Source organism: Paraburkholderia phytofirmans, assembly GCF_046028095.1.
GTDB lineage: Bacteria > Pseudomonadota > Gammaproteobacteria > Burkholderiales > Burkholderiaceae > Paraburkholderia > Paraburkholderia phytofirmans_A.
Genome location: NZ_JAQQDJ010000004.1, coordinates 299,204 through 319,441, shown reverse-complemented (window position 1 = coordinate 319,441; position 20,238 = coordinate 299,204). Strand labels below are relative to the sequence as shown.

Sequence of the window (20,238 nt, the reverse complement as noted above, 5' to 3'; positions counted from 1 at the left end):
CCGGCGCGCGTGGCGCGCTATTCTTTCCCCCCGCAGAAGGTGATATTCGATGACATCAAATAGCCGTCGCCGTTTCCTGCAGACCGTGGCTTCATCCGCCGGCGCTGCTGCCGCGCTGACCGCGCTGCCCGAGTCGATTCGCAATGCGCTCGCCGTTCCCGCGTTTTCACGCACCGGCACGATTCGCGATGTCGAGCACATCGTCGTGTTCATGCAGGAGAACCGCTCGTTCGACCACTACTTCGGCCACATGCGCGGTGTGCGTGGCTACAACGACCGCTTCCCGATTCCGCTGCCGAACGGCAAGCCGGTGTGGTATCAACCGTCGAAGGAAGATCCGACCCAGCCGGTCCTGCCGTTCCATCTGAATACGGCGACCACCAGCGCGCAATGCGTCGGCGATCTGGATCACTCCTGGTACAAGACTCATGCCGCGATCGACGGCGGCCGCTACGACCAGTGGCCCGCGAACAAGACCGACATGACGATGGGCTATCACCTGCGCAGCGACATTCCGTTCCACTACGCGCTGGCCGATGCGTTCACCATCTGCGACGCGTACTTCTGCTCGCTGCCGGGACCGACGCACCCGAACCGTTCGTATCTGATGACCGGCATGGTCGACCCGAGCGGCACGCTTGGCGGTCCGCTGCTGGACAACAACGATTTCGTCGACGGCGACGGCCCGCCGAATTATCAGTTGCTCTCGTGGACCACGTACCCGGAGCGTCTGCAAGCCGCGGGCATTTCATGGCAGGTGTACCAGCAGGGGCTGACCGGCGCCGATCCGTTGAACGGCAACTACGGCACCAACATCCTGCAGAACTTCACGAACTTCATCAATGCGCAGCCGGGTTCGCCGCTGTATGAGCGCGCGCAAACGGTGCGCACCATCGACGACCTGAAGGCCGACGTGCTGGCCAACAAGCTGCCGCAAGTGTCGTGGCTGTGCCCGCCGGCGGCGTACTCGGAGCACCCGAGCTATACGCCCGCATACGGCGCGGAGTACACCTCGCAGATTCTCGACGCGTTGACGTCGAATCCTGAGGTGTGGAGCAAAACTGTGCTGTTCATCATGTACGACGAGAACGACGGCTTCTTCGATCACCTCGTGCCGCCGCAACCGGCGACGACCGGCGCGCAAGGCAAGTCGACGGTCAGCACCGAAGGCGAAATTCACAACGTGGTGAATCCGGCGCGCGGCGGCAGCTACACCGCCGACGGCCTGCCGTACGGCCTCGGACCGCGCGTGCCGATGACGATCGTGTCGCCGTGGAGCAAGGGCGGCTTTGTATGCTCGCAGGTGTTCGATCACACGTCGGTGATTCGCTTCATCGAAGCGCGCTTTGGCGTGTACGAGCCGAACATCACGGCATGGCGCCGCGCGGTGTGCGGCGACCTGACCACGGCCTTCGACTTCCGCACGCCGGACTCGAAAGTGCCGCCGCTGCCGGACACGAGCAACTACAAGAGCATCGCCGACAACCAGTGCGCGACGCAGCCGAAGCCGACCGTCCCCGCGACGCCGGGCGCCATCGATCCGCAGGAAAGCGGCATTCGTTTCGCGCGTGCGCTGCCGTATGAGTTGCATGTGAACGGCCAGGCCAACGAGAAGAAAAATACGTTCGAGATCGCGATCGGCAACACCGGCGACCAGGGCGCGCATTTCTACATGTACGCGACGAATCGCACGGATGGTCCGTGGCGTTACACCGTCGAAGCGGGCAAGTCGATCAACGAGACTTTCGATCTCACGGTGACCAACGGCGTGTACAGCTTCGAAGTATTCGGGCCGAACGGTTTCGTGCGCAAGTTCGCCGGCAACACGCAGCAGGCGACAGCGCAGAACGCGCAGATCGCCGCCGGCCACGGCAAGAACAAAACGTCCGAGCCGGAAGTGAAGGTGCAATACGACGCCGCGAACGGCAACGTGTTCCTGAAGTTCAGTAACAAGGGCAGCGGCATTGCGCGTCTGCTCGTGACGGACAACGCGTACGGTGCGCGCCCGCGTCCGGTGCTGGTGCCGGCCGGCGCGCATATCGAAGAAGCGTGGGTGCTGTCATCGAGCCATCACTGGTACGACTTGACGGTGACGAGCAATGACGATGCAAGCTTCTCGCGCCGTCTTGCGGGTCACGTCGAGAATGGGCGGCCCAGCATTAGCGATCCGGCGGCGGTGGCGCCGGTGTTGGTGGTGAATTAAGGGCGCCTGAAGGTGAATGGGCTTCGGTCAATGCAAGGCATGCTCGATCGAAGCCCAGCGCAGCTACGTGGCCGCGTGGGACGTCCTGCACGAAATAGCGGATAGCGTTACAGTCATTCTTCCCCACCTCCTACCGATGGAAACATCATGGACCGTAACGCATTCACCGAAAGCCTGGCGAAAGAAGGCTTCCCCGACGCCGTGGTTGTCACGCGCGAGGCGAACGTCGAGATGGACGTTCACGAACATCCATTCGAAGCCAGGGCTCTGATTCTGGACGGCGAACTGAGCATCCGCGTGGACGACGAAGAACGCGCGTATCGCGTCGGCGACGTCTTCCATTTGCCGGCGAACAAGCCGCATTCGGAGCGCTATGGTCCGAACGGTGTGACGTATCTGGTGGGAAGAAAGCAGTAAGGCGCGGCCTGCATAAGAAACGTCAAGCCCCCAGCAAAACCCCGGTTCTGAAAGGCCGCGTGCCCGTCACACGTCCGAGCGGCGCGCCGGCCGTTACGAAGCGAATCGCGCGCCGCATATAAAACACGCCTTCGGTTTTGCTGGCGATCGTAGTCGTCTCGTCGGTGAGCGGATCGACGATATCGAACAGCGCTTGTCCAACGCGAATCGTATCGCCGATCTTCGCGCGATGAATCAGAATCCCGCTTACAGGTGCATAAAATTGTTCGCTGCCGGCGAGCGGCGTCGCAGGCGACAGTAGCTCCGGCAACGGCCTGGCATCGAGCCTGATCGCCTTGCGCCACACAAGATAATCGATAAGCGCGTCCGCATCTTCCTGAGCCACTTCATAGGACACGTCGCGTTGTCCACGGCATTCCACGGTCACCGCAATCGCACCGTTCGGCACCGGCTTGTCGGCGGGCAATTCCTGCTGCAATTTCCACCACAACAGGCTATGCGTTTCATCGAACGATTCGCCGCCCGAATTGGTGGCAAGCAGCGACGCCTGCGCGCCGAGATAGCGCGACAACGGTTCGAACTCCGGCCAAGCGGCCTCGCTGGTGTAGAGATGCATGGCCGCTTCGAGCGAACAGTGCAGATCGATAATCACGTCCGCATCGAACGAGAGCTTCAGCAACGCCAATTGTAGCGATTCGAACTCGGTCAACGGTTTCTGATCGGCCAGTTCCTCGGCAATCAATTGCCGCACCAGCCGCACGTTTTCGGTTGCATCTGAACCCAACGTTTCTTTCGCGCGCGCGACCAGCTTCGAGAACTGCAGGAAGTGACGATTGAAATTCTTCCCGCTGCCCAGATCGAAACGGCCGAGAAACTGGCCGAGCACGTATTGCCCGAGCCCGACCGGATTCGCCACCGGCACCAGCACGATTTCCGCGTTCAGCGCGCCTTGCTTTTCCAGTTCGAGCAAACGACGCTTAAGCAAAACGGTCGTCAACATCGCCGGGGTTTCATCGGCATGCAGCGACGACTGGATATAAATCTTCTGCCCGCTATTCGCCGGGCCGAAATGAAACGACACCAGTTCGCGGTGCGTGCCGATAGCCGGCGAGAGAAGCGGAATCGATTGCCTGTTCATGAGCGGGTGTCTGTAGAGAGAAGTCGGAAAATCAATTGCCGTACGGATCGAAGTCGAAGTACTTCTTCGCGATCTGCGCGTACGTGCCGTCCTTGAGCATCGAGGCGATGGCCGCGTTAATGGAGGCCTGCACCGCGGTCTCATCCTTGCGCAAGCCGATGCCCACGCCGCGATCGCCCATCGAAAGCGGTTCGCCGACGAACGCAAAACCCTTCCCAGCCGGCGTGCGCAGGAAACCGATGTCCGCTTCCACCGAGCCGAGCAATGCGCCGTCCAGACGCCCGTTCTGCAAGTCGGCGAACACTTCGTCCTGACTCTTGTACGCCACCACATGCGCGCCGAGCGGCGCCCAGTTCTTCAGCGCATAGCCCTCGAACTGCGTGCCCGACTGCACGCCGATCTGCTTGCCGGCCAATGCATTCGTGCCGCCCGCGAGCGCCGAACCTTGCCGCGCGATCAGCCGCGATTTGAACTGGAAGAGTTTCGACGAAAACAGAATCTGCTGCTCGCGTTTCTCCGTGATCGCCATCGACGAAAGGATCGCGTCGATCTTGCGCGCCTGCAGCGCCGGAATCATTCCCGAGAATTCGAGTTCGACCCACTGGCAGCGCGCGTGGATGCGCTTGCAGATTTCGTTGCCGAGATCGACGTCGAAACCTTTGAAGCTGCCGTCGGGCGCCTTGGCGTCCATCGGCGGATAGCTCGGGTCGATACCGAGGCGCAGCGTAGTGGGCTCAACGGCGAACGCGCCACTGCTGAAAGCCAGCGCGGCGCTCAACGCGGTGCTCAACGCGGTGCTCAAGATCGTCAGCGGAATTTTCATGGGAGGACGGAATGTGGGTGGGCGGATAACGACGGAGCTATCCTATGCCGCGTCCGTGCCTCAAAGAAGTCCCATTCGGACTATCATGATCACTTTTACCGATCACCGCACTGGCGATTCCTCATGGCGCTGACGATCTCCCAACTTCGCGCGTTCACCGCAGTGGCCGAGCATGGCAGCATTCGCGCGGCTTCGCGGGCGCTCGGCATCGCGCAGAGCGGCATCACGCAGCAGTTGCAGAATCTCGAATCGATGCTCGGCGCGACCCTGTTCACCCGCACGAATCGCGGCATTGCGCTGACTGCCCTTGGCCAGCGGTTGTTGCAGCGCGCGGGCGCGATCATCGGCGAATGCGAACGCGCCGAGCAGGAAGTGCAGCAACTACGCGGCGACTACGTCGGCGAGGTCACCTTCGGCATGACGACCGAACCGTTGATCGATGCCTTTGCACCGGTGCTGATGGAATTTCGCACGCGCTTCGAGCGGGTCGCCGTGCATCTGCGCACCGGCACCTCGCGCATGATGATTTCATGGATTCGCGAAGGCACGCTGGATTTCGCGGTTGCCTTGGTGTCGAAGCACACGGATACGGCCGATCTCTCGGTAATGCCGCTGTATCCGTCCGATCCGGTGATCGTCTGCCGTCAGGGGCATCCGAAAGCCAGCGCGACCTCGCTCGCCGAACTGGTCGATTGCACGTGGGTCGCCACGCGCTCGCCGAATCTCACGGACGATCCGCAAACCAGCCGCCTGAATCATCTGTTCGAAAGCCACGGCTTGCCGACGCCGAAAATCGTCGCGACGGTGGAAGGCCTGTACGAAACGCTGCATCTGGTGAGCGCGACGGATTGCCTCTCGCTCGAAGCGTCGATCGTGGCGAAGCGCGGGCCATTTGCGAGCACGCTCACCGCTATTCCGGTGCGCGAGCGCGCGGTCGAACAGAACGTTTGCCTGCTGCAGCGCGCCGCCATTCCGCTCACGCCCGCCGCGCAGGAACTCGCGACAATGATCGCTTCGTACACGCGCACAGTGCGGGCGCGTTGAAGCGACGCTGCTGCGGCGCTGCGGCGCTGAAATCAGGCCACCGTTTCTTCGAGCGCGAGCAATTCGTCGATGGTTTGGCGCCGGCGGATCAGTCGCGGCTCGCCATGATCGAGCAACACCTCGGGCGCCAGAGGCCGGCTGTTGTAGTTCGAGGACATCGACGCGCCGTACGCACCTGCATCGTGAAACACGATGAAGTCGCCCACTTCGGGCGTGTGTATTGAACGGTTCGTAATGACGCCGCCTTCGGCTTGTGTGAAGACATCGCCGGCTTCGCAGAGCGGCCCGGCCACCGCGAACGAATCGACCGGCGCTTCGCTCGGCGCGCCGCCGCGCTTCAACACCGTCATCTCATGATGACTGCCGTAAAAAGAGGGCCGTACGAGGTCGTTGAATCCGGCATCGACCAAAGCAAACCGCTGCGCGGGGCGTCGATTCAACGCGTGAACTTCCGCGACGAGCACGCCCGATTGCGCGACCAGAAAACGCCCCGGTTCGATTTCCAGCCTCACGCGATGCCCGACATGTGTTTCGATCTGCCGGCGCGCCGCGTCCCAGAGCCGGAAGTAATGCGCGACGTCGATATCGGGCTCGCCTTCGCGATACGGCACCGACAAGCCACCGCCAGCGGAAATCGCTTCGATATCGTGACCCAGGCCCTTCACGGCTTCGACCATAGCCTCGCAGACGCGCGACAGATGTCCATAGTCGACACCCGAACCGATATGCATGTGCAACCCGACCAGCTTGAGGCGATAACGCCGGACCAACTCGACCGCTCGCGGCACATCGTCGAGCCAGATGCCGTGCTTGCTATGCTCGCCACCCGTGTTGGTCTTGCTGCTGTGCCCGTGGCCAAAACCCGGATTGATCCGCAGCCACACACGATGACCTTCGGGTGCATGCTGTCCTATCCGTTCGAGCATATCGAGCGAACCCGCGTTGACCGTGATGCGATGCTCGATCACGGTGGCGAGCGTCGCGTGGTCGATCAGATCGGCGGTAAACACGACGCCTTCGGGATCGCCGTCCGGCGTGAAGCCCGCCGCGAGACTGCGTTTGATTTCGCCCAAAGAGACCGCGTCGACCATCGCCCCTTCCTCGCGCATCAGTTTGAGGATATGCAGATTCGAAGAGGCCTTCTGCGCATAGCGGATCACGTCGAAGCTGCTCAATTGGGCAATGCGCCTGCGAATTACGTCGGCGTCGTAGACCCACAGCGGTGTGCCGTGTTCGCGAGCGAGTTCGACGAGTTGGTGCGGATTGAATGGCGTCACGGTTTGCGTCTCTCTTCATGTCGATGCATTGGTATGAGCGACATGATGCTGAAAACGCGCCATTCAGTAAAATACCAATTCTTCGCAAGCCCATTCACTTCTGATATACCAAAAAACATGGCGCTCACACATCGGCATATCGAAGTCTTCCGCGCGCTGATGACCGCGGGCAGCGTCACCAAAGCGGCCGAGCTGCTATTCACTTCGCAGCCCACGGTCAGCCGCGAACTGGCGCGCATGGAGCAGAGCATCGGCTTTGCCCTGTTCGAGCGCACGAATGGCCGGCTGCGTCCCACGCTGTCCGCGCTCACCTTGTTCGACGAGATCAAGCGCGCGTATGTCGGACTCGAACGTGTGGCCTCCACCGCCGCGAGCTTGCGCGAATTTCAGGGCGGGCAACTTTCCGTCATCGCGTTGCCCGCGTTTTCACATTCGATCCTGCCTGGCGCGGCGAAGCGCTTTCACGATGCGCAACCGGGCGCGAGTCTGTCGATCGCGACGCAGGAGTCGCCGTTTCTCGAGGAATGGCTGACCGCGCAGCGCTACGACCTCGGCCTCACTGAACACGGCGCGCCGCCGGCGGGCACGCGTCTGACGCCGTTGCTCGAAGTGGATGAAGTGTGCGTGCTGCCCGACGGCCATCCGTTGCTCGGCAAGCGCGTAATCGCCTTGAAGGATTTCGCCAATCAGTCGTTCATCAGCCTGTCGTCGAACGATCCATACCGGATTCAGATCGACGAGACCTTCGCGCAAGCGGGAATCGCGCGCCGCCAGATCGTCGAGACGCCTACCGCGGTGTCGGTGTGCAGCTTCGTTCGGCAAGGGCTCGGCCTCGCGATCGTCAATCCGCTGACAGCCCTCGATTTCGTGGGACGCCATCTGCATATCCGGCCGCTCGCCGTGTCGTTGCCGTTTCGTGTGAGTGTGATTCAGCCGGAGCATCGTCCGGGTCACCCGCTGGCTGGCGAGTTCGTCGGAGCGCTGCAAAGCGAAGCCGCCGCGCTGCGGCTACAATTGAAATCCCACACCGGACGCAAGCAGCAGTGACGGCTTTTGTTCGCGAATCAACGCGCGCCAGCCATTGCCGATATCCACCACCGAAAAGTCCGGGCACGCTTCAAGCTAAGCACAGCAGCACACCGATTGCGAACGCGAGTGGCGCACAGCGCCTTCGCGCCGCATGAGATTTCACATGTCGTAGACCATCAACAGGAGTTTCCCAAATGATGAATCGAGACAATCCCGTCTGGCTGATCACAGGATGTTCCACCGGCTTTGGCCGCGAATTGGCAAAGCTGGTGCTGGAGCGCGGCTGGCGCGCGGTGGTCACCGCACGCGATCCGTCGAAGGTGAAGGATATCGCCGAAGCGCACGGCGATCGCGCACTGGTTCTGCCGCTCGACGTAACGAACCGCAAGCAGATCGACGACGTAGTCACGCAAGCGAAGCAGCGTTTCGGCCGCATCGACGCGCTCGTCAACAACGCGGGTTATGGCTATCTGGCGGCGATCGAGGAAGGCGAGGACGACGAAGTCCGCGCCATGTTCGAAACCAACGTGTTCGGCCTGATCGACATCACGAAGGCGGTCCTGCCGATCATGCGCGAGCAGCATAGCGGTTTGATCGTCAACGTGTCGTCGATCGGCGGCATCACGAGTTTCGCGGCCACCGGCTATTACCACGCCACCAAATACGCGGTGGAGGGTCTATCCGAATCGCTGGCGACGGAGGTGAAACCGCTCGGCATCGACGTGCTGATCGTCGAACCAGGACCGTTCCGCACGAACTGGGCGGGTCCGTCTATCAAGCAATCGGCCACGGTAATCGACGACTACGCGGCGACGGCCGGCGAGCGCCGCAAGCAGACCGAGGCGCGCAGCGGCAAGCAGGCGGGCGACCCGGTGCGCGCCGCGCAGGCCATTATCGACGCCGCGCTGTCGGATACACCGCCGCTGCGCTTGCTGCTCGGCAAAATGGCGCTTGAACTGGCGCGTAAGAAGCTGGACTTCATGCGCAGCGATTTCGATGCGTGGGAAGCCACCACCGTGGGCGCGGATTTTCCGGAAGGAGCGGGTTGAGCCGCCGGACTCTTCACGCGGTTCGTTGAGCGTTGGTCGGGCCTAGAACTCGACCAGCGCGAAATCTTCCTTGCCCACGTCGCAAAGCGGGCAGCGCCAGTCGGCCGGCACGTCCGCCCAGCGCGTGCCCGGCGCGATGCCCTCTTCCGGCAAACCTGCGGCTTCGTCGTAGACCCAGCCGCAGATCACGCAAACCCACTGCTTGAAGTCGTCCGCAGACGCGGCAAGCTCGACGGCCGCGTTCGAAGCATCGGCCGCGTGCGACGCAGGTGATTCATCGAGGCTCACCACCAAAGGCGCGGCTGTGCCCACATCGGTCTGTGCAAGACGCGCCTGCAGGCTCTCCAGCAATCGCTGCGCTTCGGCCTGCGTCAGATCGATCCAGTAGGGATCGCCCGCGCCGTCGTTGAGCCGCTCAGAGGAAAACTGGATTTCTACGGCTACGCCCTTCTTGTACATGGCAAATCAGAATATCGATGAAGCCGGCAACGCGCCCCGCAAGGAATCTCCCTGGGGGCGTGCCGGCATGGGACGGAAGCGTCGCGCAGAGGCTTCGCGCGGAGATCAGACGAACTGGTTCAGCACGATCGCGGCGATCAGGCCGGCGGCGCCGATGAGGCCCAGCAATTGCAGCAGCGTGAGGGATTTACGGGGAGCGGTAGGGATTTGTTGCGTAGTCACGGGCTATTCTTGAAGATCGGAAAAAGCGAAATGGTACACGGGTCCGCGGCCGGCGCATGTCGAATAGCGCAAACCGCCGTGCATTAGCTGCCATTATCGCTGCTCGATCCTCTTGGATTCCCTACCGTCCGGAGATGGATTAATTCCCCTCGAAAGGGAAAGATCAGCTCTTTGCCAACGGACTGCCGTGGCGCGAATCCCAGAAGCGGACCACCGCCGTGTCGCCCGTGCCGGCGCCCACCACCTGGTCCGGCGCGCCGTTCTCGCGCAGCAACGCGCGCAGATCGTTGATGACCGGGAACACCTCGTGATTCCAGTCCGCGCCTTGCGAATCGTGGGCGCGCTGTTCGGCTTCGACGATCTCGCGGTCTTCCTTGAAAATGCGCTCGGTGAACCACACCAGCAGCGGCCATGCGAGATTCAACACGCCGGGAATGCCCGGTTTGCGAATCGACAGCAGCCCGAACGTGCGGTTGGTGCGCTGCTCGCGATCGAGCGGCACGTAAATGATCCACAGATTCATCACCAGCGTGTTCTCGGACGTGCGGATCTGCAGCGTCTGATACGGATACTCGGTGCGGATCGTCATCACGTCTTTGTCGTTGTCGCCGCCGGTTTTACGGCTCTGGCCGAACACGATCGCTTCGCCGATCGGCTGCTGGCCGGCCATGCGCGCAAACGTGTAATCGACTTCGACCCAGCCCTCGCCGCGCCGCCGGCCGAGCGAACGCGCCCGCATCTGGCCCATCTGCTTGCGATGCAGAAACTGATGGTTCATGTCCATCAGGTTCTCGTGCATGAACGAGTAATGGCAATTCACCGCGCGGCCGAAGCGGCGCGTCTTGTACTTCGGGTCCGAGACCGACGCGAGGTCGGGCAGCGGCCGTTGTTCGGCCAACGCGGCGTCGCCGGGGAAAACGAAAATCAGGCCTTCGATCTCGCGGCACGGATACGAGCGCACGCCGTTCGGCAGACGCTCGCGGCCCAGGTACGGCACGTCGATGCACTTGCCCGAGCAGTCGTAGGTCCAGCCGTGATAGCCGCAGCGGATCGATTCGCCATCCACCACGCCCTGATGCAACGGCACCTGACGATGCGCGCAGCGGTCCTCCAGCGCGAACACCTTGCCGGATTCCGTGCGCGCCAGCACGATCGGGTCGCCCGCGAACGTCACACCATGCGTCTTGCCCCGCTTCACCTCGTGCGACCACGCCAGCGGATACCAGTAGTCAGGGTGAATACCGACGCGGCGCAGATCGCGCACCGGTGCGTCGTTGGCGGCCTGGCCCGGCGCGTGAGCCGGTTTCTGCGATGCGGCCTGGGCAGGCGACGCATCGACGGTTACATCGACGGTGTCTTGTTCTAGCGGGGGAACAGCATGCATAGGTGGGTCTCCGTGCACGGGCGGATAGAAGGTTGCGCCCTGCAAATTGCGGGCGGTATCGTCGCCAGTCTACTAGAACCCAACGCTGTATGGGTTTGGGGACCGTGCAACCACCTACTTCGGCGCCTGCCCGGCCCATGCCTGCTTGCGGCGATGCGCCGCCGCGTCAGCTCTCGTCGTGCGCCACCAGTCCCGAGCGGCGCTGCACGCCCCACGAGCGGCCGCCGCGCAGGAAATGCAGCCAGCCGAGCGCGGCGCCCACGTGCCGCACCAGCTGAAACGTGAACGGCTCGGCGACCGCCGCGAGCATCGCCATCCACAGACTGGAGCCCGTGCGCTCGCCGGTCCAGCGCCGGTATAGATGGATGCTCCAAAGATAGAACGCGAGGTCGATCGCCGTTTTGATCCCGATCACACTGAAGATCGATATGACGATCGCGCCATGTCCGCCGAACACAAAGGCGAGCAGCAGCGCGAACGCGGTGAGGCCGTAAATCGGCTGCATGGTGTCGATCGCCTTGACCGGCAGCATCAGCATGCCGAGCGTGCCGTAGCGCGGATTGCCGGTCATGTCGCGGTTCCAGTACTGCGTCTGCAGGAAGCCCGCGAACCAGCGGCGGCGCTGACGCAGAAAGCTGGCGAGGTTGTCGGGCGCGTCGGTGCGGGCATGCGCCTCGCCGACCACGCGTACGTCCCAGCCGAGGTCGTGGTCGACGGAATAGCGGCGCAGCCGGTGAATCAGCTCGTAGTCTTCGACGAGACACTGCGGGTCGAAGCCGCCCACGTCGACCAGCGCGTCGCGCTTGAACGACGCGAAGGCGCCGGAGATCAGCAGCAGACTGTCCGCACGCATCCACGCGAAACGGGCGATGAAGTTGCGCATGTACTCGTAAGTCTGGAACCACTCGAACACGCGGCCCGACACCGACTTGCCGCACACCGGCACCAGAATGCCGGCCGCGGCAACCAGCTTCGGCTCGCTCGCGAAAGCGGCGCGCATGGCGTAGGTGGCGTCGTCGTCGAGCAGGGTGTCGGCGTCGACGGTCATGACGGTTTCCGTGGTCATCACGGTGATCGCCGCATTCAGCGCGCGGGCCTTGCCGCCGTGCGGCACACGCAGCCAGAAGAGGTTCGGATACAGCGTACTTGGCGCGCTCAACACGCCGTCGGCGGCCGGGGTGAGGCCGAAGCGTTCGGTGAGCAGTTCGCGCGTCGCGTCGGTGGAACCGTCGTCGGCAATGACGATTTGCGCCGGCCCATGCGTTTGCCGCAGCAGCGCGGCGATCGTCACCGGCAGCACCGTCGCTTCGTTATGCGACGCGACGATCACGCCCATGCTCGGCAAGCTGCGCCGCTCGAAGTCCGGCTCGAGCGGCGGCGCACGCCGCATCAACGGCAGTGTTTTCCACGTGACGAACGCCAGCAGCAACGTGTCGTACACCACGTACGCGATACCCGTCGACCACGCCAGCGCGCCCTGCAGAAAGAAGGCGCGCGCGAACAGCAGCAGCCACAATACGACCACACTCAGGTGAATCAGCGTGCTCAACGGCGTCGTTCGACGCGGCACGATGCGCGGCGAAGCGAGAGCGAGAGCCTGTTCCAGGGTTTTCTTCAAAATGACTGCCGGGTTTGTCGATGTTGCGGTTGATTGGTGAAAGCGGCGCTCACGGCACCATGCGCTTCAGAACCGACTTGCGATCGATCCACTGATGCTTCAACGCGCCGCCTATATGCATTGCCAGCAGCGCATAGAGCGCGTAGCCGAGCCACGTATGCAAGGCGCCGAAGCGGTCGTGCAAAGTCTCCTTGAGCGCCGGATCGAGGTTCATCACATAGCTGATACGCGGCCACGGAAACAGATTGAACAGGTGCATGGGGTGCGTGGCCGCGTCTTTCCATGCGGAATCGTGCAGCCAGCCGGACAGCGGCAGCGCAATCATCAGCAGATAGAGCAGAAAATGCGCGACGTGCGCGGCGACCTTTTCCCACGACGGAAACTCGCGCGGCAACGGCGGCGGCTTGTGCGACACGCGCCACAAGATGCGCATGAGCGCGAGACCGAGCACCGTGATGCCGATCGACTTGTGGGTGTCGACCACCGGGCGCACCCAGTCGTCCGGCAACGAATCCGCGCTCAGGCCGAGCACGACGTTGCCGATCATCAGCAGCGCGATGAGCCAGTGCAGGACCATGGCCGTGCGGGTGTAGCGCGATGGCACGGACGTGCCGGTCGAATCGGTCAAAGGGTCGGCGTGCGTGTTCATGTTTATTCCGTCCGCAGCGGCATGGCTGCGAAAGCTGTTTGAAAATCCGGCGATGCAGTAGCACACCCAGATGCGCCGCAGTATAGGCAAACGCCCCAGTGTGACGCTTTATTCCGCCGGGCGCTTAAAACTATGTTTCAGATTATTTCGTGCACGCGGGTTGAGCGAGGGCGCTGCACCTTGGACGTGCGCCGGCTCATGAGCCGCTCCGCGAGATCAGTGCGGGCGACTTGAGCCATTCGTCGAGCCGGCCGTTGGTTGCATGCGCATCAACTCAGTGGCGATGCCAGGCGGGCAATTGCGGCCATAGGCAAACGACGGGCGGAACGCCATTGTCGTTGCTGCGGCATACCTCGGGATGCGTCCAAGATTTGATGCGAGGATGACTGCTCAGTTTCCTGCCGACGCGATAAATCGTCGCGCGGCAGCCGGGAGACGGCCGCACCACAGCGGGACAAGCGTGAAAACACCGTGAAAAGCGGCTGGCCGGTCCACATCGCTTCGCGGCTCGCGCATCAGGGAACCGGCAGGCCGCCGTCTAGCGCTTGACGAACCGATAATGCCCGACGCCCCATTCGTTCCCATGCGCGTAGCCGAACAGCTCGGCCACGGCCATATAGAACATGCGCCACCGTTGCAGCCACACTGCCGCATCGCGCGCGCCGTAGGTGTCGGTGAGCATTGGCATCACCCGGTCACGCGCCGCGTCGAGCGCGGCGAGCCAATGATTCGCCGTGCGCTCGTAATGCGTGCCGCTCACCCACCATTGCCGCTCTACGCGCAGATCGTCCTGGAAATTAAGCAGCAGCGCCTCCGACGGCATCGTGCCGCCGGTAAAAAAGTACTTCGACATCCAGTCGCTACCGTCCTCCACCTGGAAGTGATACGCAAGCGTGCGATGCGCGAAGATATGCACGAACAGCTTCGCGTCGTCGCGCATCCAGCGTGCGATTTTTGCGAGCAGCAGGCCGTAGTTCTTCATATGCTCGAACATCTCGATCGACACTACGCGATCGAAGCCAGGGCCAAGCTGCGCGCCATCGAATTCAAAATCGACGATGTTGCCCGTCACCACGGAGAGGTTGTGCAAGCCAGCCTGAGCCGCGCGCGCTTCGATAAACGCGCGCTGCCCATGCGAGTTCGATAGCGCGACGATCCGCGCATTCGGATAGCGCGCCGCCAGCCACAACGAAAGCGAACCCCAGCCGCAGCCGAGGTCGAGAATCCGCTGACCGTCGGCGAGTTCCGCGCGCTCGGCATAGCGTTCGAGCATGGCCGCTTCGGCTTGCGCGAGCGTCTCCTCACCGGTCGGATACAGGCAGCACGAGTACTTCAGATGCGGCCCGAGATGCGCGTGGAAGAACGACGCCGGCACCTCGTAATGCTGCGTGTTGGCGGCTTGCGTTTCAATGGCGATGGGGCTCGCGCGCAGATCGTCGAGCAGACGGTTGAGCCGTTGGGCGCGCAACTCGCCGTTGCCGGCCGCTTCGTCGCGCAGACGCTGACGCATCAATTGACGCATGCCGAAGCGGATCACGCTGTCCGGCAGCCAGCCGCGTTCGCAGCCTTGAATGAGCCAGCCATCACTGGGCTCGGCAGGCGACGGCGGTAGGGTGTGGTCGGTAGTGGATACGCTCATGAGGCTGACTCCCTGTCGTTATTCTGGACTTTTGAATGTGCGCGTGCGCGGCGGTCGCTTGTTCAATGCCGCGGCGGCCATGGAATCAGCGCGCTGGTGGTACGCATGTAATCGGCGTAACCAGGGCGCCGTTTTGCCATGCTTTCTTCGAGCAGCGGAATGCCGGAGAGCTTCAGCAACAGAAACGCCATCAGGACCGGCGGCAGCAGCGTAAACCAGGCCCACGGCGTGCCGATCGACAACGCGATATAAGCGACCCAATGCACGCATTCGAAGAAGTAATTCGGATGCCGCGAGTAACGCCACAAGCCGACGCGGCACACTTCGTCGCGATTGGCCGGGTCGGCCTTGAAGCTTTGCAACTGGCGGTCGGCCACGGCTTCACCGGCCACGGAGACGATCCACACCACGACGGCCAGCACCACCCATCCAATAGCCGGCGCCGTGCCGCGGTACGAAGGCACGAGAAACGCGAGAGACAGCAGCATCGAAATCACGACTTGCAACTGGAAAAACCAGAACATTTTGCTGGCCGCCTTATCGCCCCACTCTTCGCGGAAGCGGTGATAGCGCGCGTCTTCGGGCTTGCCGGCGTTGCGTTTCCACAGATGCGTGCCGAGCCGCACGCCCCAGATCAAACCGCCGAGCGCCGTCAACGCGCGCGAGCCGGGGTCGCCGGTGCCGAGCACCGCGTAGAGCACCGCGACGAGGCCGAGCGAATACGCCCAGACGGGATCGACCATGCCGGCGTTTTCGCTCTTTAACTGCCACGCCCAGACCGCGCTGAAAATCGCGACGAGTCCGATCAGGGCAATCACGGCGGTGGCAAGCGGCGGCATGGTTTCCTCGTTCAATGGCGATGCGGGTTATACGCTGCGACGGTGGTATCGGATGCGCGCGGCGCGCCCGCTAGTCCTTGTCGCCCGGCGAGGCAAAGCCCGGCTTGCCCAACTGGTCGGGCCGCTGCGGCACACGCCTGAAACGCGAGATGTCGTAGCCCATCGCATCGAGCCGCGCCAGCAAGGCCCGATACGTGTCGTCGCTCATGTCCGGCTCACGCGAAAAAATCCAGCCGAGGTTTTTGCCCGGATACCCGAGGATCGTGTAGCGATAGTCCGGGTCGACGTAAAGCGTCAGCTGCGTCACGTGAATGGGCCAGAACAACTGCACGCTCCACTCGCCGCCGTCTTTGCCGGGCACGGGCGTGTCGAGAAACTGGTAGTGCTTTTCCTCGGCGTCGAAGCGCTTCTTGCGGCCGTAGTACGAATCGTCGATCTTGCCGTCCTGGCGCAGTGTCCATTCGGCGCGGCTCGCCACCATGTCGCGCTCGGCGAAATACGGAATGTTCGCGATGACGTACCAGCGGCCCATATAGCGCGGCAAGTCGACGGGCACGGTGGAGAGCGGTTCGCTCGCACGCGGGTTGGGATTAGGCGGATCGTTGGAGCAAGCCGCGAGCGATAACAGCAGCACCGACGCAACGGCAGTTGCGGCGGCAGTGGCAATGGCATAGACAACTCGGCGCATGGCGGAAGCCTCGAACGTATGGCGGCAATAAACGTATTACGTTCGACAGGGCTGTCTGGATGCGCGCGGCGCCTGTGAATCGACACGGCCGATTCGCGCAGGAAACGCAGCCACCCCGCAAAGCGCGCTCGACCACCACCTCTCGCACGCGCGACCGTTGCGCGGCTCTGGCCTTCCAGAGCGACCACATTCGCCTAAACTGGACGCTTTCGTAGCTCAACTTGCCGACCTGCTGTTCAGCAACGCTTTACGCGAGGCTTACAGGCGGCGCGATCCGGTTAGCGTTATCGTGTCCGCAAAGCCCGCTCCCACGCGAATTCCCTCATGTCGATCCGCTTCAACGCCCCATTCACCGCCTTGCTTGCCGCCGCCCTGTTCGGCGCGACGACACCGCTCGCCAAAGCACTGCTCGGCTCGCTGTCGCCATTCCTGCTTGCCGGCCTGTTCTACCTCGGCAGCGGCTGCGGCCTTGCCGCGGTGATACTTGCGCGCCGGCTGAAAGGCGGCGGCGTGCAGCCGGCCGGCCACAGCCGTTTCCCGTTCCGCGAAATCCCTTGGCTGGCCGGCGCGATCGCGGCCGGCGGCGTCGCAGGACCAGCCTTATTGATGCTCGGCTTGCAAACGACGCCGGCCGCCACCGGTTCGCTGCTGCTGAATCTGGAAGGCGTATTCACCGCATTGATCGCGTGGATCGTGTTTCGCGAGAACGTCGACGTGCAGGTGTTCCTCGGCATGGCCGCGATCGTCGCGGGCGGCGTGGCGCTGTCGTGGCACCCGGGCGCGGCGGGATTGCCGCCGGGCACCCTGCTGCTGGCCGGCGCCTGCGCGTGCTGGGCCGTGGACAACAATCTCACGCGCAAGGTGTCGACGCACGACGCGATGTTCATCGCCTGCGTAAAAGGGCTCGTGGCCGGTTCGGTCAACGTCGCGCTCGCGCTCACCCTCGGCGCCGCATGGCCGAAGCTCTCGACCGTGGCGCTCGCCATGCTCACGGGCTTTGCCGGCTACGGCGTGAGTCTGGTGCTGTTCGTGGTCGCGCTGCGCAATCTCGGCACCGCGCGAACCGGCGCTTATTTCTCGGTTGCGCCGCTATTCGGCGTGACCCTGTCATGGCTGCTATGGCCGGAACTGCCGCCGCCGCTCTTCTGGGTCGCCGCCGTGCTGATGACGCTGGGCGTGTGGCTGCACATTCGCGAACGTCATGAACATCCGCACACGCACGATCCGCTCGAGCACTCGCATCGTCACCGGCACGACGCGCATCACCAGCACGAGCATGATTTCGAGTGGGACGGCGACGAACCGCACACTCATCCGCACCGCCATGCACCCATGACGCACGCGCATGCGCATTTCCCGGACATCCATCACCGGCACACGCATTGATTTTTCGCTGGGCCGCGATGCACGGGCACTTGCCGCATCGCAAGACAAAAATCTCTGTGAAAAAAAATCAGACGATAGGCCGATTCAATTGGCATCGGCGCGCATCGCATCCTGTAATGAAACTCCTGTTGTCCGCGTGTCACCCGTCCAACCTGCCTGCATCTTTGGAGAGATCTATGTCGCAGCCCGAGCCTAACGTAGACGAATTAGTGAAAAGCATCGCCGAGGAAACCGACACGCCCGCGGAAACGGTCTCGAAGATGTACGCAGACAGCCTGGCCAGCTATCGGCAAGATGCGCGTGTGTTCGATTACGTACCGCTCTTCGCCGCAAAAAAAGTACGCAACCAGCTTCGCGACCATTCGAATCGCAAACACTGACACGGCGACGCGCGGAGACCACCGCCTGTTGAATCACCTATTCGCTTCGACCGACTCGCGCGAAAATTCACGTAACGCGCACTGATTTTTTTCCCGCTGATAGACTCTGGCCCAGAACATCGACTCGGGGGAGTTGGCATGCGGGTAACAATCGTAGGCGCGGGCATCGCCGGTTTGAGCACGGCGTGGTCGCTCTCGAAACAGGGACATGACATCACACTAATCGAGCAGGGCTCGATTCCAAATCCACTTGCCGCATCGGGCGACAGGCATCGCATGATTCGTCGCGCATACGGGGATGCTGATGGTTATGCGCGAAACATCGAAGAGGCGCTCGATAGCTGGGACCTCCTATGGAACGATCTCGGCGTGTCCCATTATGCAAATTGCGGCGTGCTCGGCATTTCGCAATTCGCAGGCGATGGCGCCGAACAGTTCCGCGCCGGCCTCGACCGGATGGGCTTCGACTACGAACGGCTCGAACCGCCCGACGCAGCGGCGCGCTACCCGTTTCTCGATCCAGCCACGTTTCGTTACGCTTACCTCGATCACGACGGCGGCGCACTTTTCAGCGAACGCATTGCACGCGATATGAAGGCGTGGCTCAAGATGCGCGGCGCCGACATTCGCATGCACACCAAGGTGCACGCGGTCGATCCGAAGACCGCTTCCGTGCGCATCGAAAACGACGAGATGGTGCGCGCCGACCGGCTCGTGGTCACCGCGGGTGCATGGACAGCGCAACTGTTTCCCGCGCTTGCCGAGAACCTGATGACGTATCGCAACACCGTCGCCTATCTGGAGCCGCCTGTGGATCTGGAAGAGGCGTGGTCGAAGGCGCCCGCGATCGTCGATATCGGCGGCGCGAGCGATGGCTATGTGCTGCCGCCGCTCGACGGCATTGGTCTGAAGTTTGGCGCCGGCATCAACAAAGCGCACTCGCCGGACCCCGAGGCGAATCGCGTCGCGGCGCCCGGTGAAGGCGATCGTTTGCGGCGGCTGTTTTCACCCCCGTTCAGCCGGATCGAAGAATATACGGTATCCGAAGTAAAAACTTGCGCGTACACATTCACCGCGGATAAACGCTTCTTTTCGAAGCGCATCGGCAACACGCTGGTGGTGTCGGCTTGCTCCGGACACGGCTACAAATTCGGCGCAGCGGTGGGACGGCGAATCGCGGAGACGCTGGAGACAAACGACGACGCCACGCTCACACGCTGGCTCAGAGCCGAGACGGTCTGAACGTCTCCTCGAACGCGGTTGGTGGCTCCAAAATTCGCCCGTGTTGTGGAGCTAACAATGGCGCGTCGAATTTCTTATGCTGACGGATTGGCAGTTTTCACTCAAAAGGAACCGCGCATGTCCGATCCGATTCAGATCCGCCCCGTCGTCCCCGGCGACTTCGACGCATGGCTGCCGCTCTGGGACGCCTACAACGCGTTCTACGGCCGCTCGGGCGAAACCGCGTTGCCGCGAGAGATTACGCAAATCACGTGGGAACGTTTCTTCGATAGCTACGAGCCGATGCATGCGATGGTCGCCGAACGCCACGGCCAGTTGCTCGGCCTCGTGCATTTCCTGTATCACCGTCACACGACGATGAAAGGACCGATCTGCTATCTGCAAGACCTGTACACGCTCGACAGCGAGCGCGGCAAAGGCGTCGGCCGCGCGTTGATCGAAGCGGTATATGAGCGCGCCAAAGCCGATGGCTCGCAGCGCGTTTACTGGCAGACGCACGAAACGAATCAGACGGCCATGAAGCTCTACGACAAGGTCGCGGACCGCTCAGGCTTCGTGGTGTATCGCAAAGCGTTGTGATGGCGCGCGGCAAGCTCGCATAGCACGCTGCCAGTTCGTCTCGCCGTGCCGCGCGCCCCACGCGGCGCGTCGCCTGTTTATGTTCGACCGATCACGCGGCCACCCTGCGCCGCGCGTTGTCCAGTCCGATTCTCGCCACCTTCCAGACCCGTGCCGCTCAAGTTTGCGTGCGG

At 62.7% G+C, this 20,238-nt stretch carries 19 protein-coding genes; 9 read left to right on the top strand and 10 right to left on the bottom strand.

Translation table 11 applies throughout. The features are described from left to right. Nucleotides 1-49 precede the first annotated feature (49 nt). Both PQR54_RS14065 and PQR54_RS14060 read left to right on the top strand, forming a co-directional pair. Nucleotides 50-2,203 (top strand): phosphocholine-specific phospholipase C, encoded by a 2,154-nt coding sequence (locus PQR54_RS14065; RefSeq protein ID WP_408246566.1) that lies wholly within the window; start codon nt 50-52, stop codon nt 2,201-2,203. Nucleotides 2,204-2,350: 147 nt separating this feature from the next. Next, nucleotides 2,351-2,620, top strand: a complete 270-nt coding sequence (locus PQR54_RS14060) for a cupin domain-containing protein (protein ID WP_408246564.1) — start codon at nt 2,351-2,353, stop codon at nt 2,618-2,620. A gap of 22 nt (nt 2,621-2,642) precedes the next feature. On the opposite strand, the gene PQR54_RS14055 is transcribed toward PQR54_RS14060, so the two are convergent. Both PQR54_RS14055 and PQR54_RS14050 read right to left on the bottom strand, forming a co-directional pair. Next, nucleotides 2,643-3,758: a succinylglutamate desuccinylase/aspartoacylase family protein gene (locus tag PQR54_RS14055; RefSeq protein WP_408246562.1), complete on the bottom strand. Its 1,116-nt coding sequence runs from the start codon at nt 3,756-3,758 to the stop codon at nt 2,643-2,645. Nucleotides 3,759-3,789: 31 nt separating this feature from the next. After that, nucleotides 3,790-4,581: a transporter substrate-binding domain-containing protein gene (locus PQR54_RS14050; RefSeq protein ID WP_408246560.1), complete on the bottom strand. Its 792-nt coding sequence runs from the start codon at nt 4,579-4,581 to the stop codon at nt 3,790-3,792. Between the two features lie 123 nt (nt 4,582-4,704). On the opposite strand from PQR54_RS14050, the gene PQR54_RS14045 reads away from it, so the two are divergent. Next, the gene (locus PQR54_RS14045; RefSeq protein ID WP_408246558.1) at nt 4,705-5,625 is read left to right on the top strand and encodes a LysR substrate-binding domain-containing protein; all 921 of its coding nucleotides are present in this window, start codon (nt 4,705-4,707) and stop codon (nt 5,623-5,625) included. Between the two features lie 32 nt (nt 5,626-5,657). On the opposite strand, the gene lysA is transcribed toward PQR54_RS14045, so the two are convergent. After that, nucleotides 5,658-6,902 carry a diaminopimelate decarboxylase gene (gene lysA / locus PQR54_RS14040; RefSeq protein WP_408246556.1) on the bottom strand — a complete coding sequence of 415 codons (1,245 nt, stop codon included), beginning with the start codon at nt 6,900-6,902 and terminating at the stop codon, nt 5,658-5,660. Nucleotides 6,903-7,019: 117 nt separating this feature from the next. Here lysA and PQR54_RS14035 point away from each other — a divergent pair, with 117 nt between their 5' ends. Both PQR54_RS14035 and PQR54_RS14030 read left to right on the top strand, forming a co-directional pair. Beyond that, nucleotides 7,020-7,949 carry a LysR family transcriptional regulator gene (locus PQR54_RS14035; protein WP_408246554.1) on the top strand — a complete coding sequence of 310 codons (930 nt, stop codon included), beginning with the start codon at nt 7,020-7,022 and terminating at the stop codon, nt 7,947-7,949. A gap of 176 nt (nt 7,950-8,125) precedes the next feature. Then, the gene (locus tag PQR54_RS14030; RefSeq protein ID WP_408246552.1) at nt 8,126-8,980 is read left to right on the top strand and encodes an oxidoreductase; all 855 of its coding nucleotides are present in this window, start codon (nt 8,126-8,128) and stop codon (nt 8,978-8,980) included. Between the two features lie 42 nt (nt 8,981-9,022). Here PQR54_RS14030 and PQR54_RS14025 read toward each other — a convergent pair whose 3' ends face one another. The 7 genes from PQR54_RS14025 to PQR54_RS13995 form a co-directional block, all read right to left on the bottom strand. Beyond that, the gene (locus PQR54_RS14025; RefSeq protein WP_408246550.1) at nt 9,023-9,439 is read right to left on the bottom strand and encodes a rubredoxin; all 417 of its coding nucleotides are present in this window, start codon (nt 9,437-9,439) and stop codon (nt 9,023-9,025) included. Nucleotides 9,440-9,824: 385 nt separating this feature from the next. Further along, nucleotides 9,825-11,045 (bottom strand): Rieske 2Fe-2S domain-containing protein, encoded by a 1,221-nt coding sequence (locus tag PQR54_RS14020; protein WP_408246548.1) that lies wholly within the window; start codon nt 11,043-11,045, stop codon nt 9,825-9,827. Nucleotides 11,046-11,211: 166 nt separating this feature from the next. Next, the gene (locus PQR54_RS14015) at nt 11,212-12,663 is read right to left on the bottom strand and encodes a glycosyltransferase family 2 protein (RefSeq protein WP_408246546.1); all 1,452 of its coding nucleotides are present in this window, start codon (nt 12,661-12,663) and stop codon (nt 11,212-11,214) included. 49 nt (nt 12,664-12,712) lie between these two features. Next, entirely contained in the window at nt 12,713-13,312 is a 600-nt protein-coding gene (locus PQR54_RS14010) for a cytochrome b (RefSeq protein ID WP_408246544.1), read from the bottom strand. 538 nt (nt 13,313-13,850) lie between these two features. Beyond that, a complete protein-coding gene (locus PQR54_RS14005; RefSeq protein WP_408246542.1) occupies nt 13,851-14,951 on the bottom strand; it encodes an SAM-dependent methyltransferase in 1,101 nt (366 codons plus the stop codon). Between the two features lie 62 nt (nt 14,952-15,013). Beyond that, nucleotides 15,014-15,790, bottom strand: coding sequence for a DUF1295 domain-containing protein (locus tag PQR54_RS14000; protein WP_408246541.1), 777 nt, complete (start codon nt 15,788-15,790; stop codon nt 15,014-15,016). A 70-nt stretch (nt 15,791-15,860) separates the two neighbouring features. After that, nucleotides 15,861-16,478, bottom strand: coding sequence for a lipocalin family protein (locus PQR54_RS13995; protein ID WP_408246539.1), 618 nt, complete (start codon nt 16,476-16,478; stop codon nt 15,861-15,863). A 324-nt stretch (nt 16,479-16,802) separates the two neighbouring features. Here PQR54_RS13995 and PQR54_RS13990 point away from each other — a divergent pair, with 324 nt between their 5' ends. The 4 genes from PQR54_RS13990 (at nt 16,803) to PQR54_RS13975 (ending at nt 20,065) form a co-directional block, all read left to right on the top strand. After that, entirely contained in the window at nt 16,803-17,864 is a 1,062-nt protein-coding gene (locus tag PQR54_RS13990; protein ID WP_408246537.1) for a DMT family transporter, read from the top strand. A 176-nt stretch (nt 17,865-18,040) separates the two neighbouring features. Beyond that, entirely contained in the window at nt 18,041-18,244 is a 204-nt protein-coding gene (locus PQR54_RS13985) for a DUF3562 domain-containing protein (protein ID WP_408246535.1), read from the top strand. Between the two features lie 138 nt (nt 18,245-18,382). Next, nucleotides 18,383-19,486, top strand: a complete 1,104-nt coding sequence (locus tag PQR54_RS13980) for an NAD(P)/FAD-dependent oxidoreductase (protein WP_408246533.1) — start codon at nt 18,383-18,385, stop codon at nt 19,484-19,486. A 117-nt stretch (nt 19,487-19,603) separates the two neighbouring features. Continuing rightward, entirely contained in the window at nt 19,604-20,065 is a 462-nt protein-coding gene (locus PQR54_RS13975; RefSeq protein ID WP_408246531.1) for a GNAT family N-acetyltransferase, read from the top strand. The last annotated feature ends 173 nt before the right edge of the window (nt 20,066-20,238 follow it).

Excerpts from the sequence above, each read along its gene's own strand:
- PQR54_RS13990 (WP_408246537.1), top strand. The coding sequence starts at position 16,803 with ATGTCGATCCGCTTCAACGCCCCATTCACCGCCTTGCTTGCCGCCGCC.
- PQR54_RS14065 (WP_408246566.1), top strand. The coding sequence starts at position 50 with ATGACATCAAATAGCCGTCGCCGTTTCCTGCAGACCGTGGCTTCATCC.
- PQR54_RS14035 (WP_408246554.1), top strand. The coding sequence starts at position 7,020 with ATGGCGCTCACACATCGGCATATCGAAGTCTTCCGCGCGCTGATGACC.
- PQR54_RS14000 (WP_408246541.1), bottom strand. The coding sequence starts at position 15,790 with ATGCCGCCGCTTGCCACCGCCGTGATTGCCCTGATCGGACTCGTCGCG.
- PQR54_RS14025 (WP_408246550.1), bottom strand. The coding sequence starts at position 9,439 with ATGTACAAGAAGGGCGTAGCCGTAGAAATCCAGTTTTCCTCTGAGCGG.
- PQR54_RS14060 (WP_408246564.1), top strand. The coding sequence starts at position 2,351 with ATGGACCGTAACGCATTCACCGAAAGCCTGGCGAAAGAAGGCTTCCCC.
- PQR54_RS14050 (WP_408246560.1), bottom strand. The coding sequence starts at position 4,581 with ATGAAAATTCCGCTGACGATCTTGAGCACCGCGTTGAGCACCGCGTTG.
- PQR54_RS13995 (WP_408246539.1), bottom strand. The coding sequence starts at position 16,478 with ATGCGCCGAGTTGTCTATGCCATTGCCACTGCCGCCGCAACTGCCGTT.
- PQR54_RS14020 (WP_408246548.1), bottom strand. The coding sequence starts at position 11,045 with ATGCATGCTGTTCCCCCGCTAGAACAAGACACCGTCGATGTAACCGTC.
- PQR54_RS14030 (WP_408246552.1), top strand. The coding sequence starts at position 8,126 with ATGATGAATCGAGACAATCCCGTCTGGCTGATCACAGGATGTTCCACC.
- PQR54_RS13975 (WP_408246531.1), top strand. The coding sequence starts at position 19,604 with ATGTCCGATCCGATTCAGATCCGCCCCGTCGTCCCCGGCGACTTCGAC.
- PQR54_RS14010 (WP_408246544.1), bottom strand. The coding sequence starts at position 13,312 with ATGAACACGCACGCCGACCCTTTGACCGATTCGACCGGCACGTCCGTG.
- PQR54_RS13980 (WP_408246533.1), top strand. The coding sequence starts at position 18,383 with ATGCGGGTAACAATCGTAGGCGCGGGCATCGCCGGTTTGAGCACGGCG.
- PQR54_RS14055 (WP_408246562.1), bottom strand. The coding sequence starts at position 3,758 with ATGAACAGGCAATCGATTCCGCTTCTCTCGCCGGCTATCGGCACGCAC.
- PQR54_RS13985 (WP_408246535.1), top strand. The coding sequence starts at position 18,041 with ATGTCGCAGCCCGAGCCTAACGTAGACGAATTAGTGAAAAGCATCGCC.
- PQR54_RS14005 (WP_408246542.1), bottom strand. The coding sequence starts at position 14,951 with ATGAGCGTATCCACTACCGACCACACCCTACCGCCGTCGCCTGCCGAG.
- PQR54_RS14045 (WP_408246558.1), top strand. The coding sequence starts at position 4,705 with ATGGCGCTGACGATCTCCCAACTTCGCGCGTTCACCGCAGTGGCCGAG.